Origin of the sequence: Mesorhizobium sp. CAU 1741 (genome assembly GCF_039839275.1) — a bacterium.
GTDB lineage: Bacteria > Pseudomonadota > Alphaproteobacteria > Rhizobiales > Rhizobiaceae > Aerobium.
In genome coordinates this window covers 1,379,171-1,391,759 of record NZ_JBDOQP010000001.1, presented here as the reverse complement: position 1 = coordinate 1,391,759, position 12,589 = coordinate 1,379,171, and the positions used below count along the sequence as shown (strand labels likewise).

At 62.2% G+C, this 12,589-nt stretch carries 15 protein-coding genes; 10 read left to right on the top strand and 5 right to left on the bottom strand.

Annotated elements, in window-relative coordinates; all coding sequences use genetic code 11:
* Positions 1 to 73: 73 nt before the first annotated feature.
* The 3 genes from AAFN84_RS06560 to AAFN84_RS06550 are packed head-to-tail and all read left to right on the top strand — an operon-like array spanning position 74 to position 1,984.
* Positions 74 to 508, top strand: coding sequence for a DUF1489 family protein (locus tag AAFN84_RS06560; protein WP_347513687.1), 435 nt, complete (start codon positions 74 to 76; stop codon positions 506 to 508).
* Positions 509 to 554: 46 nt separating this feature from the next.
* A complete protein-coding gene (locus AAFN84_RS06555) occupies positions 555 to 1,292 on the top strand; it encodes a VWA domain-containing protein (protein ID WP_347513686.1) in 738 nt (245 codons plus the stop codon).
* Positions 1,289 to 1,984 carry a DnaJ domain-containing protein gene (locus AAFN84_RS06550; protein ID WP_347513685.1) on the top strand — a complete coding sequence of 232 codons (696 nt, stop codon included), beginning with the start codon at positions 1,289 to 1,291 and terminating at the stop codon, positions 1,982 to 1,984. The genes AAFN84_RS06555 and AAFN84_RS06550 overlap by 4 nt, the downstream gene beginning before the upstream one ends.
* Positions 1,985 to 2,024: 40 nt before the next feature.
* On the opposite strand, the gene AAFN84_RS06545 is transcribed toward AAFN84_RS06550, so the two are convergent.
* A complete protein-coding gene (locus AAFN84_RS06545) occupies positions 2,025 to 3,419 on the bottom strand; it encodes a D-alanyl-D-alanine carboxypeptidase (RefSeq protein ID WP_347513684.1) in 1,395 nt (464 codons plus the stop codon).
* Positions 3,420 to 3,694: 275 nt separating this feature from the next.
* On the opposite strand from AAFN84_RS06545, the gene AAFN84_RS06540 reads away from it, so the two are divergent.
* The 5 genes from AAFN84_RS06540 to AAFN84_RS06520 all read left to right on the top strand — a co-directional run bounded on the left by AAFN84_RS06540 (position 3,695) and on the right by AAFN84_RS06520 (position 8,277).
* Positions 3,695 to 4,024: a phasin family protein gene (locus tag AAFN84_RS06540; RefSeq protein WP_347513683.1), complete on the top strand. Its 330-nt coding sequence runs from the start codon at positions 3,695 to 3,697 to the stop codon at positions 4,022 to 4,024.
* Positions 4,025 to 4,274: 250 nt separating this feature from the next.
* Positions 4,275 to 4,625, top strand: a complete 351-nt coding sequence (gene clpS, locus AAFN84_RS06535; protein WP_347513815.1) for an ATP-dependent Clp protease adapter ClpS — start codon at positions 4,275 to 4,277, stop codon at positions 4,623 to 4,625.
* A gap of 8 nt (positions 4,626 to 4,633) precedes the next feature.
* Positions 4,634 to 7,090: an ATP-dependent Clp protease ATP-binding subunit ClpA gene (gene clpA, locus AAFN84_RS06530; protein WP_347513682.1), complete on the top strand. Its 2,457-nt coding sequence runs from the start codon at positions 4,634 to 4,636 to the stop codon at positions 7,088 to 7,090.
* Positions 7,091 to 7,174: 84 nt separating this feature from the next.
* Positions 7,175 to 7,921, top strand: a complete 747-nt coding sequence (locus tag AAFN84_RS06525; RefSeq protein ID WP_347513681.1) for an AzlC family ABC transporter permease — start codon at positions 7,175 to 7,177, stop codon at positions 7,919 to 7,921.
* Positions 7,918 to 8,277 carry an AzlD domain-containing protein gene (locus tag AAFN84_RS06520; protein WP_347513680.1) on the top strand — a complete coding sequence of 120 codons (360 nt, stop codon included), beginning with the start codon at positions 7,918 to 7,920 and terminating at the stop codon, positions 8,275 to 8,277. Before AAFN84_RS06525 ends, AAFN84_RS06520 begins: the two co-directional genes overlap by 4 nt.
* On the opposite strand, the gene AAFN84_RS06515 is transcribed toward AAFN84_RS06520, so the two are convergent.
* Positions 8,274 to 8,702, bottom strand: a complete 429-nt coding sequence (locus tag AAFN84_RS06515) for an HIT family protein (protein WP_347513679.1) — start codon at positions 8,700 to 8,702, stop codon at positions 8,274 to 8,276. The two genes, AAFN84_RS06520 and AAFN84_RS06515, sit on opposite strands and share 4 nt — an antisense overlap.
* A gap of 90 nt (positions 8,703 to 8,792) precedes the next feature.
* On the opposite strand from AAFN84_RS06515, the gene AAFN84_RS06510 reads away from it, so the two are divergent.
* Entirely contained in the window at positions 8,793 to 9,122 is a 330-nt protein-coding gene (locus tag AAFN84_RS06510; protein ID WP_347513678.1) for a multidrug efflux SMR transporter, read from the top strand.
* A gap of 7 nt (positions 9,123 to 9,129) precedes the next feature.
* On the opposite strand, the gene AAFN84_RS06505 is transcribed toward AAFN84_RS06510, so the two are convergent.
* Genes AAFN84_RS06505 through AAFN84_RS06495 form a run of 3 tightly spaced genes read right to left on the bottom strand, consistent with a single transcriptional unit; the run spans position 9,130 to position 11,565 of the window.
* On the bottom strand, positions 9,130 to 10,335 hold the full coding sequence (locus tag AAFN84_RS06505) for a GNAT family N-acetyltransferase (protein ID WP_347513677.1): 1,206 nt from the start codon (positions 10,333 to 10,335) through the stop codon (positions 9,130 to 9,132).
* A 43-nt stretch (positions 10,336 to 10,378) separates the two neighbouring features.
* Positions 10,379 to 11,089, bottom strand: coding sequence for a glycerophosphodiester phosphodiesterase (locus tag AAFN84_RS06500; RefSeq protein WP_347513676.1), 711 nt, complete (start codon positions 11,087 to 11,089; stop codon positions 10,379 to 10,381).
* 11 nt (positions 11,090 to 11,100) lie between these two features.
* Entirely contained in the window at positions 11,101 to 11,565 is a 465-nt protein-coding gene (locus tag AAFN84_RS06495) for a RidA family protein (RefSeq protein ID WP_347513675.1), read from the bottom strand.
* 120 nt (positions 11,566 to 11,685) lie between these two features.
* On the opposite strand from AAFN84_RS06495, the gene AAFN84_RS06490 reads away from it, so the two are divergent.
* Positions 11,686 to 12,501: a cell envelope integrity EipB family protein gene (locus tag AAFN84_RS06490; RefSeq protein ID WP_347513674.1), complete on the top strand. Its 816-nt coding sequence runs from the start codon at positions 11,686 to 11,688 to the stop codon at positions 12,499 to 12,501.
* Positions 12,502 to 12,589: the final 88 nt, after the last annotated feature.

The following is a 12,589-nucleotide window of genomic DNA, read 5'->3' as shown; positions in this document are numbered from 1 at the left end:
CCCGTGCGCCGGACCTGTGGACATCCACCGTCGCCGCATTGTGCGGGTGCCCGCAGCCCCTACATTGAAGCCAATGGCTCTACACCTGATCAAACTGTGCGTCGGCTGCGAAAGCGTCGAGGAACTTGAAGACTGGATTGCGCTGCGGCTCGACGAGAAGCGGCGCGCCGGGCAGCCGGCCGAACATTTCCATACCACCCGCATGGTCCCCAAGCGCGTCGAGGAACTGCTCGACGGCGGCTCCCTATACTGGATCATCAAGGGCGGCGTGCAATGCAGGCAGGTACTGGTCGATATACGGCCTTTCACCGATTCCGAGGGAATAGGGCGGTGCCGTCTGGTGTTCGACGCGGCGGTCGTCAGAACCGAATGGCAGCCGCGGCGGCCGTTTCAGGGGTGGCGCTATCTGGCCAGCGCGGACGCGCCGCGCGATCTGGGCGAGGCAGGGACCGGCGAGGAACTGCCGCTCAGCCTTCGCAAGGAACTGACGGAACTGGGCCTGCTCTGAGCACCGCGCACTTGCAAGCCCCCGCGCCACGCCACATCTTGATCGCATGAGCGACAAGAAGATTCCGAGCCGCACTGCAGGATCGAGCGATCCGGTAACGCGACGATCCGATACGACAGCGATCGACGCATTCGTGCGCCAGGCCAGGGCGCTTTCGACGGCCTCGCGCGCAGAAGGCGGTGGGCGACTGGTGCTGGCGCTCGACGCGACAATGAGCCGGCAGCCGACCTGGGACCTCGCGGTGTCGCTCCAGGGTGAGATGTTCGACGCCGTCGCCAAGGCTGGCGGCCTGAACGTGCAACTCGTCTATTTTCGCGGCTTCAATGAATGTAGGGCATCGAAGTTCGTCTCCGATACCGGTTCCCTGAAGGAACTGATGACCCGCATCGACTGTAGGGGCGGCCATACCCAGATCGGAAAGGTGCTGTCGCATGCGTTGAAGGAGAACGAGCGCGGCAAGGTCAATGCGCTGGTGTTCATCGGCGACGCCATGGAAGAAGCCGTCGACGATCTCGCCGAGAAGGCGGGCAGGCTCGGCCTGCATGGCGTGCCGGTTTTCCTCTTCCAGGAAGGACATGATCCCGCCGCCGAGACGGCATTCCGCGAAATCGCGCGCCTGTCGAAAGGGGCATGGTTTCGTTTCGACCGATCGGCGGCTTCGACCTTGTCCAGATTGCTGTCGGCGGTCGCCGTCTATGCGTCAGGCGGCCTCAGCGCGCTCGAGGCCCGTGGCCGCGCCGAGGATCGCCTTATGATCGAGCACCTGACGGGCGGCGGCCGATGACGTTCATGATCTACGCGCTCGCGCTTGTGTTGGTGCTGGCGTTGCTGCTGGGCGCATTCCTGCGCCTGGATGCCGCGCGCATGGCGGGCGGGCTGCGCCTTGCCGGACCGATCGTCATCGGAGTCGTGGGTGCCGGGCTCTTGCTGGTTGGCCGCGCCGGCCTTGGAGGCATGCTGATATCAGCCGCGCTGGCGTGGCACCTTTCGGCGCGCCGCCGTCGTTCTGCGCGGCCATCGCCTGGGCGAAGATCGAGTGTGCGAACGGCTGCCCTCGAGATGGAACTGGATCACGATACCGGAAGTCTGGAAGGCATCGTTCTTGCGGGCCGCTTCGAGGGGCGTGAACTGTCGACACTCGAACTGGCAGAGCTGCGGGATCTGATCGGGGAGTTGTCCGCCGACCAGGAGAGCGTGCAGCTACTCGAGACCTATCTTGACGGCCGTTTTCCCGCCTGGCGAGAAGACCGCGAGGCGAACGCGGGCAGGGGGCAGGCTGGCGCGCCAGCTTCTGGCCCCATGACTAAGAAGGAGGCCTACGAGATCCTTGGTCTTGAAGCCGGTGCCGGTGCGCCGGAGATCCGCAAGGCGCATCGCCGCCTGATGCAGCGCCTTCACCCCGATCTCGGCGGCACTTCTTTCCTTGCGGCGCGGATCAACGAGGCCAAGGACGTTCTGCTGTCTGATCACAAGTAGTCCCCTTCGACAAAATACAGACCGGGGGTCCGGCAGGCGTTTAGAGTTCCGCGGCGAAACAGTCGATACGCTGCTTCTTGAGTGCGTCGCACGTATTCCATGCCTGGCTCTTGGAGCCGAAGCCGCCGAAGCGTGCGCGGTAGAATGTGGTGCCTTTGTTGTTGAACTCTTCGATGAATGCGTTCGCTGAACCGAGGACAGTGGATGCTTCCTTGCCGACGCGCACCAGCGCCGCAAAGGCGTCGCCCTGGGAGGGTGAGGAGGCGATCTGGACGGCCCAGCCGGATTGTTGGGTCGAAGACGTCATCACGGGATCGACAGCACCGACCTCGGCCGTGAAACGCTCCGCTGACGCCGAGGGAAGCGGCACGGAGGCGACGGGCAGGGGTGGTATCGGCCCGGCGCTGGCTGTTGCGACCGGCATCGGCGCAACCGAAGGCGCCGTCTCCTGCGCATAGGCGACGAGGGGAAGGTCGGCTTCGGCGACCGGCCGGAAGGACGGCGTCGGAATGTCGCGCTGCGGAAGCGAGAATGCGCTGGCGACGAGTGCGGAACCAGGCGTGAGCTGGCGGCCAGGAACGAGATTGCCTCCGCCGCTGCGCGACGCGCGCGGCAGATGCTCGCGGATCAGCGCTGCCATATGGTCGTCGCGGCTGCGCGCGCTCTGGCCACCCATGACGACAGCCACGATGCTGCGGCCTTTGTCCTGAACCGAGGTGACGAGGTTGAAGCCGGAAGCACGGATGTAGCCCGTCTTGATTCCGTCTACACCCTCGATGCGGCCGAACATGCGATTGTGCGTGGTGATGCGCTGCTTGCCGTACATGAAGGAGCGCGTCGAGAAATAGGCGTAGTGCTGCGGGAAGTGCTCGCGCAGCGCCATGCCGAGGATCGCCATGTCGCGCGCCGAGGTGAACTGCTGATTGTTCGGCAGGCCGTGGGCGTTGCGGAACTGCGTCGAGTTCATGCCGAGCTGATGCGCCTTGCGGGTCATCATCTTCGCAAAGCCAGCCTCCGAGCCCCCAAGCATTTCGCCGATGGCGGTGGAGACGTCGTTTGCCGAACGCGTGACGAGCGCGCGGATGGCGGTGTCGACGGTGATCGATCCGCCGGCCCTGACGCCAAGCTTCGTGGGCTGTTCCGCCGCCGCATTTTTCGAGAACGGGATCGGCGTATTTGTCGAGATGCGCTTCGCCTCGATGGCTTCAAAGACGAGATACAGCGTCATCATCTTGGTCAGGGATGCTGGATAGCGCTTTGCATCCGCATTCCGGGCGAAGAGGACCTTGCCGGTCTTCGCATCGATCACATAGGCGGCATAGCGCGAATTGGCCGATGCGTCGCCCATCGAGCCGAGCGTCAGCATCGCGGCCGACACAAGGGTGATGACGAGAAATTTCGGGAGGGTCGAAATATGCGAGATAAATCCTGCCAACGCTCGACGCACAACCTTACCCTTTTTTTATTTTACACATGCTAGCGAATGAGGGCGCGCTCTCGTGGCCCAACAATCATCCTAGACACGGGCGGGTTACCAATCCGTTTATGGTAAGCGGCGCGTTCACCAATTGCCTCGAATTTGAGGAATGGTCCGAACCCGCGGGTCACCATCAGACGCCCGACCTTGACATTTTGTGCAGTGCAACATAAATGGGTTGCAACGCACGATACGGCGCGTCAGTCACCCACCTCCAAGGAAGGTTGCATACGATGATCCAGACGTTTGAAGATGCTGGCAAGGCCGGCAAGGAATTCATGGACACCGGCTTGAAGAGCTTTGCCGCGATGTCGAAGAACATGCAGGCGATCACGGTCGAAGCCACGGAATATTCCAAGAAGGCATTCGAGACCGGTTCTGCGGCAGCCGAAAAGCTCGTCTCCGCCAAGTCCGTCGACAAGGCATTCGAGATCCAGACCGATTACGCCAAGCAGGCTTACGAGGGCTTTGTCGCCCAGGCCACGAAGATGAGCGAACTTTATGCCGAGATGGCGAAAGATGCCTACAAGCCTTTCGAATCGGTTGTCGCCAAGGCCAAGTAGTTCCGTCTTTTCGACGTTCGTGCCGGCCGTTTCGGTCGGCGCTGTACCCGGTCGCCATCGCGCGGCCGGGTTTTTTTCATTTGTGACGCTGCGGCATGCGACTTCCGGCGGCAATTTCGCGTTTCGTGATGATCGCCTGTATTGTCAGCGCCGCATAAGGCCTTAAAATTCTGGGATGAGTGCCTACATGTCGTGCCTTGTACGAAGTTCGGGCGATGGGCAGGATGCAGTGAAATTCGACGAAGCAAATATGTACGGCTATGCGATGAAAATGCAGGGCGACGAAGGCGGCGGCAACGGTCCGAGCCGGGGTACGGCCGTTATCACCCGCACGAAGCCAAAGACCAAAAAGCCTTCGCTCTACCGCGTCCTGATACTCAACGACGATTACACGCCAATGGAGTTCGTGGTCCATGTACTGGAGCGTTTTTTCCAGAAGGACCGCGAGGCGGCGACCCGCATCATGCTTCACGTCCACAATCACGGAGTGGGCGAATGCGGGGTCTTCACATACGAAGTGGCCGAGACCAAAGTGACTCAGGTCATGGATTTCGCCCGACAGCACCAACATCCGCTGCAATGCGTGATGGAAAAGAAATGAGGTTCTGAATGCCGGCTTTCTCGCAAGGCCTCGAAAGGGCGCTTCACCAGGCTCTCACCTTTGCCAACGAGCGCCATCATGAATACGCAACCCTCGAACATCTGCTGCTCGCACTGCTCGACGACTCCGATGCGTCGGCCGTCATGCGCGCGTGCAACGTCAATCTCGACGAACTGAAAACCACCGTCCTCACCTATATCGACACGGAACTCGACAATCTCGTCACCGGATATGACGAGGACTCCAAGCCGACCGCGGGTTTCCAGCGGGTCATCCAGCGCGCCGTCATCCATGTCCAGTCTTCCGGACGTGAGGAGGTGTCGGGTGCCAACGTGCTCGTCGCGATATTCGCCGAGCGCGAAAGCCATGCTGCCTATTTCCTCCAGGAACAGCAGATGACGCGTTACGACGCGGTCAACTACATCTCGCACGGGATCGCCAAGCGACCCGGCTCCTCGGAAGCACGCGCGCCGCGCGGTGCGGAGGAAGAGCAGTCCGGTCAGCCAGGGGTCGAGGGTGAAGACGTGTCCAAGAAGAAGCAGCAGGACGCGCTTACGGCCTACTGCGTCAATCTCAACGCCAAGGCACGTTCAGGCAAGATCGACCCACTCATCGGCCGCGAAACCGAGATCAACCGTACGATCCAGGTGCTGTGCCGACGCTCCAAGAACAATCCGCTCTATGTCGGCGACCCCGGCGTCGGCAAGACGGCGATCGCCGAAGGCCTGGCGAAGCGCATCGTCGAGGGCGAGGTGCCAGAGGTGCTGCGTGATGCGACGATCTTCTCGCTCGACATGGGTACGCTGCTTGCCGGCACGCGCTACCGCGGCGACTTCGAGGAGCGGCTCAAGCAGGTCGTGAAGGAACTCGAGGACTTTCCGGGCGCCGTGCTCTTCATCGACGAGATCCACACGGTGATTGGCGCCGGTGCGACGTCGGGTGGGGCAATGGATGCCTCGAACCTGCTGAAGCCGGCGCTGTCCTCGGGCGCTATCCGCTGCATCGGCTCGACAACCTACAAGGAGTTCCGCCAGTTCTTCGAGAAGGATCGCGCGCTTGTGCGCCGGTTCCAGAAGATCGACGTGAACGAGCCGACCGTTGAGGACGCGATCGAAATCATGAAGGGCCTCAAGCCCTATTTCGAGACCTTCCACAAGGTGAAGTACACCGCCGAAGCCATCAAGGCGGCGGTGGAGTTGTCCTCGCGCTACATCAACGACCGCAAGCTGCCGGACAAGGCCATCGACGTGATCGATGAGACCGGCGCCTCGCAGATGCTGCTTCCTGCAGGCAAGCGCAAGAAGACGATCACCATCAAGGAGATCGAGGCGACGGTCGCGACAATGGCGCGGATTCCGCCGAAGACGGTTTCGGCTGACGACGAGAAGGTGCTGTCGACGCTGGAGGCCGAGCTCAAGCGTGTCGTCTACGGTCAGGATACGGCGATCACCGCGCTTTCGTCGGCGATCAAGCTGGCCCGCGCGGGCTTGCGCGAGCCTGACAAGCCGATCGGCTCCTATCTGTTCTCCGGCCCGACGGGCGTCGGCAAGACGGAGGTCGCCAAGCAACTGGCTGCTTCGCTCGGCGTGGAACTCCTGCGCTTCGACATGTCGGAGTACATGGAGCGGCATACGGTCTCCCGCCTGATCGGCGCGCCTCCCGGCTATGTCGGGTTCGACCAGGGCGGGCTTTTGACCGACGGTGTCGACCAGCATCCGCATTGCGTGCTGCTGCTTGACGAGATCGAGAAGGCGCACCCGGACCTGTTCAACATCCTGTTGCAGGTGATGGACCACGGCAAGCTGACGGACCACAACGGCAAGCAGATCGACTTCCGCAACGTGATCCTGATCATGACCACGAATGCGGGCGCCGCGGACCTCGCCAAGGCGGCGATCGGCTTCGGTTCTTCCAAGCGCGACAGCGACGACATGGAGGCGATCAACCGGTTGTTCACGCCGGAATTCCGCAACCGTCTCGACGCCATCATCCCGTTCGGCTCTCTGCCAGTCCCGGTCATTCATCAGGTCGTGCAGAAGTTCGTCATGCAGCTCGAGGCGCAGCTCGCCGAACGTCGCGTTACGTTCGAACTGACGCCCGAGGCAATCGCCTGGCTGGCGGACAAGGGTTACGACGAGCGCATGGGCGCGCGTCCTCTGGCGCGTGTCATCCAGGAGCACATCAAGAAGCCGCTGGCGGATGAAGTGCTCTTCGGCCGGCTCAAGAAGGGCGGGACGGTCAAGGTGTCGGTCGCCAAGAACGATGCCGGTCTCGACGAACTCAAGCTTGATGCGATCACCGACGAAATCCCGGTGAAGCCCAAGAAGGAAGAGCCCGAAGGGCGCGCTGTGAAGCGCAAGCCGGCGAAGAAGCCGGCAGCCAAGGGCAAGGAAAAGGCCGCGGCGCCAAAGGCGACCAAGGAGCCGCCGAAGCGCAGCATCGTGCCGCAACTGCCGCGCAAGTAGTCGCGCGCAGCACGACGAGAACAAACGCCGCGTGGCGACCGAGTGTCGCGCGCGGCGTTTGCTTGTGCTATCTCGCCATCAGACATGGCCGATTCTTCCTCGCACACGATTCACCGCGCATCCGACTATCGACATTGGTTCCTCAAGGGCATCATTGGCGCGGCGTCGATCCCCGGCCTGATCCTGATGAGCGCCTTCGTGGGCTTTGCGGGGCTTGCTCGCGAGGCGGGGCTGAGCCTTGCGCAGACCGTCTTCATGACCGGAATCATCTGGGCACTGCCCGCCAAGGTGGTGTTGATCGGCGCCATCATGTCCGGAGCGTCGCTTCCCGCTGCAGCGTTCGCCGTCGCCTTGTCGTCCGTTCGGCTGGCGCCGATGGTCGTCGCGCTGGTGCCCGAACTGCGCACCGAAAAGACGCGGCCCTGGGTGCTCTATTTGCTGTCGCACTTCGTTGCCGTAACGTCGTGGGTACTTGCCATGGAACGGCTGCCGGACGTGCCGCGCGACATGCGCACCGTCTATTATGGCGGGCTTGGCGGTACGCTTGTGGTTGCGAACATGGGCGTGGTCGCGGTCGTCTACGTGCTTGCCGGCAGTCTTCCGCCGGAGCTGTCGGCAGCATTGCTGCTGCTGACGCCCATCTATTTCCTGACGTCGCTGTGGAGTTCGGCGCGTGAAACCGCCAGCCATTTTGCGATGGGCTTCGGGCTGGTTCTTGGTCCGGTGTTCCACGTGCTGGTGCCGGGCTTCGATCTGCTGCTGGCAGGCCTGATCGGCGGCGGCGGCGCCTTCCTGATCCACGTGATGACCGAGAGGAAGGTGCGGCAATGACGTTCGGCGCCTTCGATGCCTGGTGGTGGCCTTATCTCTTCATCTTGCTCGGCGGTTGGCTGGCGACCGACGGCTGGCGTTTTCTCGGCGTCTATCTCGGCGGCAAGATCACTGAAGAATCGCCAGCACTGGTTTTCGTACGCACGCTGGCGACCGCGCTGGTTGCGGCCGTCATCGGCAACCTCGTCGTGTTTCCCTCTGGGGCACTTGCCGGCGTGCCGCTGATGGTCAGGGTCGGCGCGGCCGCCATCGGCTTCGTCGCGTACTTGGTGGCGAGAAAAAACATGCTCGTCGGGATTCTGGTTGCGGAGGCCGTGCTTCTGGCTGCCGTCTATGCCGGTGGATTTCTCGACTAGATCAACGCCGCGCGTATCTTTTCTGCATGTGAGGCCAACAGGTCCTGGTCGGCCATCTGTCCCGTATGCGGCTTGAGGCCAACGCCTTCGAATCGCGGAATGACATGGACGTGGAGGTGGAATACGACCTGGCCGCCGGCCGGTTCGTTGAATTGCTGGACGGTAACGCCGTCCGCCGAAAATGCCTTCATGACCGCGCGGGCGAGCTTTTGCGTCGTCGCCATTACCGCTGAGAGGCTGTCGGCGTCGACATCCAGAATGTTGCGTGACGGCTTCTTGGGAATCACCAGGCAATGGCCGTCGCCGCGCGGCATGATGTCCATGAATGCGAACGTCGCATCATCCTCGTAGACCTTGTGCGCGGGCAGGTCGCCGCGCAGGATCCTGGCAAAGATATTGTCGGCGTCGTAGGCGGCCTGGCTCATCATTTCCTCGCGATCTGTGGACTGCTACGCCCATGTTTCGATGCTAGCCTCGCTGGCGTCAACCATGGATCGACCCCCGATGGAGCTGCAATGAACTACGTTTACATGATGGTGGCTATCCTGTTCGAGGTGGTCGCCACGACCGCGCTGAAGCAGACAGACGGATTCACCAGGCTGGTGCCCTCGCTTGTCACCGTGGGCGGCTATGCGCTGGCGTTCTATTTCCTGGCATTGCCGTTGAGGACGATGCCTGTCGGGGTGGTTTATGCCGTGTGGTCGGGCGTCGGCATCGTGCTGGTGACGTCGATCGGATGGTTCTGGTTCAGGCAGGTACTGGATCCCGCGGCGTTGATCGGCATCGCGCTGATCATTGCCGGTGTCCTGGTCATCAACCTGTTCTCGAATTCGCTCGCCCACTGAACGTGGATCACGCCTTCTTGAAGGGCGCGCGCTCCTCCAGATAGCCGCCGATCATCTCGACTTCCTGCCGTTCGCGCTCGAGATAGTCGGCAACGGCGCGGCGCAGTCCCGGATGGGCGATGTGGTGTGCGGAATGCGTGGTCACGGGTCGATAGCCGCGCGCCAGCTTGTGTTCGCCCTGGGCGCCGGCTTCCACCACCGCGAGTTTGCGATCGATGGCGAAATCGATTGCCTGATGATAGCAGACCTCGAAATGCAGGAACGGATGATCCTCGACGCAACCCCAGTTGCGGCCATAGAGCGTATCCGAGCCGATGAAGTTGATCGCGCCTGCGATGCGCCGTCCGTCGCGCTTTGCCATGACGAGCAGGATGTCATCCGCCATCCGCTCCCCGACGAGCGCGAAGAACCGACGGTTGAGATAGGGACTTCCCCATTTGCGTTCGCCGGTATCGAGGTAGAATGCAAAGAAATCGTCCCAGGCCGATTGCGTCAGGTCCGATCCCGTCAGCCACTCGATCTCGATGCCGGCGGAAAGCGCCTCTCGACGCTCGCGCTTCAGCGCCTTGCGCTTGCGGGATGCGAGTGTGGCGAGGAAGTCGTCGTAGCTGCCATAGCCGTCATTGAAGAAATGAAACTGCTGGTCGGTTCGCTGCAGGTAGCCCGCTTCGTTCAACGCGTCGACATCGGCGGATTCCGCGAAGGTGACATGAACCGAGGAAGTTCCAAGCTTCTGATTCAGCGCCTTCAGCCCCTCGGCAAGCGCGATACGCGTGGCGGAGCCACCGTCGCCACTGCGGGCCAGCAAGCGGGGGCCGGTCGCAGGGGTGAATGGCACCGACACCTGCAGCTTGGGATAATACTGTCCGCCGGCGCGCTCGAACGCATCCGCCCATCCGTGATCGAAGACATATTCGCCCTGGCTGTGGCTCTTGAGGTAGCACGGCACGGCCCCGAGCAGTGTGCCGTCGGGCCCCTCCAGACGCAGGTGCTGTCCCACCCAGCCCGTCGACCTGGCCGCACAGCCGCTCTCTTCTAGGGATAGCAGAAAGTCGTAGGATACGAACGGGTTATAGGGAGTCGAGCCAGATGAGCGCGTGGTGCCAGAAAGCGATGCCCATTCGTCGCGGGAAAAGGATTCCATCGACTGAACCACGCGGATGACAAATCCGCCGTCGTCAGGCTGCGCATCGGCATCGCTCGGTCCGCTCATGGCTTCCTAGATATGCCGACCATTGTGCAATGCAAGATACTTCTCAAGCCTCGAAGCCTTCGAAAGTCATCTGGTCGGCATGCTCGCTGGTGACCTTGCGGCCCCACTCGTCCCGCACGGTCCATGTGATGACCGGCATCGCCAGCTTTTCGCGCACCAGATTCACGAATGGATTTGGCAGGTCCATGACACCGAAGGAAACGAACGAGATGGGATGAGCGAGCATGGCGAAGTGAGCCTCCAGATCGCTTGTCGTACGGCCATGCGCGGTGAGGCCGCCAGGAATGCCCGGCGCCTGCTCGGCAAACTGGCGGACCAGCCAGTGGTCAAAGGACATGATTGCGGCTTCCCCTGCATAGTCCGCCAGCGCTCTGCCAACGGCGGCGACGAGGCCCTCGTCCTTGCCCTGAATCCCCTTGAGCTCGATCACCAGCGGCACCCGACCGCGCACCCGCGCCAGCATCTCCGCCAATGTCGGCACGTGGTCGGTGGTGCCACCGATCGTCACCTGAGCCAGCTCGGCTGCCGTTACCTCATGCACGGAGCCTTGCCGCCCGGTAAGACGCTCCAGCGTGTCGTCATGAAACACGACCGGCACGCCGTCGGCGCTCAGATGCACGTCGCATTCGATCGCGTAGCCGCGCCCGACCGCCGCATCGAAGGCGGACAGTGTGTTTTCCCACCTCGTCTTGTTCTGGTCGTGAAATCCCCGATGGGCAATCGGCCGGGCGGTGAGCCAGGAGATGTCGGTCATGGGGCCTGCCGTCACTTCAGTTCAACGATCGCTTCTATCTCGACGGGCGCGTTGAGCGGCAGCACGGCGACACCGACGGCGGAACGTGCGTGCTTGCCGGCATCGCCCAAGGCTTCCGCGAGAAAGTCAGACGCGCCGTTGGCGACAAGATGCTGCTCGGTGAAGTCCGGCGTGGAGGCGACAAAGACGGTGATCTTGACGATGCGCGCGATTTTCTCGAGATCGCCGGTCGCCGCCTTGATCTGCGCGAGAATGTTGATGGCGCACAGTTTCGCCGCGCGCTTGCCGGCTTCGGTGTCGAGATCCCGGCCCAGAAGGCCGGTCGCCTCGAGCTTGCCGCCCACCAGCGGAAGCTGCCCTGCTGTCATCATAAGCGTGCCGGTCTGGACGAAAGGCAGGTAATTGGCAGCCGGAGCCGCGGCCGTAGGAATCGTCACGCCAAGTGCTGCGAGACGTTTTTCGATTGTGTCGCTCATCATCTATTCCTTATGGTCGGCCTGCGTCGGGGCATTTTCGGATATGCGCCCAGCTTCTGCCACGAATGTCGACTGTGGTGAATAGTCAGATTGCGGCATGCGCCGCGTTGGAGATTTTTCATGCGCTTTGCGCGCCTTGCCTTGCCAGTCCTGCTTCTTTCCACCACGGTCGTGACAGTTCCTGCTTCGGCGAATTCGCTGCTGCCGCACCGCGCCGTCTACGATCTCGCGCTCGACGATGCATCCGACCGGTCCGGAATCACCGGCATCAGCGGCCGCATGGTCTACGAATTCAACGGATCGTCCTGCGAGGGCTATACTGTGACGTTTCGCTTCGTCACCCAGATCCAGACCAGTGACGTGGCGCGACTGACGGACCAACAGACGACAACGTTCGAAGGCGGCGACGGCGAAACCTTCAGCTTCGTCACGCGCTCGTTCGTCGACGACCAACTCAGCAAGGAGCTGCGCGGCAATGCGCGGCTGGAACCCGACGAGACGCTGGTTGATATCGAGGAGCCGGAGCGGCAGGAAATCAGCCTGGAAGCCACCCAGTTTCCTACCCAGCATCTGCTGGAGCTTCTCGACAAGGCGCGCGCAGGGGAAACGTTCTACGAGACGACCTTGTTCGACGGTTCCGAGGATGCAGACAAGGTGATGACCACAAGTGTGGTGATCGGTCGTCCGTCGACGCCAACGGCCAACGATGCTGAGGCCGAGGCGATAGGGCCGCTGAAGCAGGACCGCTACTGGCCCGTCGACGTCGCCTATTTCGACCTCACCACCGGCGAGGAGACCCCGACCTATCGGATCAGCTTCAAGCTGCACGAGAACGGCGTGACCCGCGACCTCGTGATGGACTATGGCGATTTTTCCATGTCGGGCACGCTGGTCGACCTCTCGATGTTCGACGTCACCGACACCTGCGCGCAATAGTCCGGCGGCATTGCAGCCTCCGCGGTTGCTTTTGTCGCCGCCACCCTCTATATGCGCGCTCATTCCACACACGGGCTTGGGCGTCTGT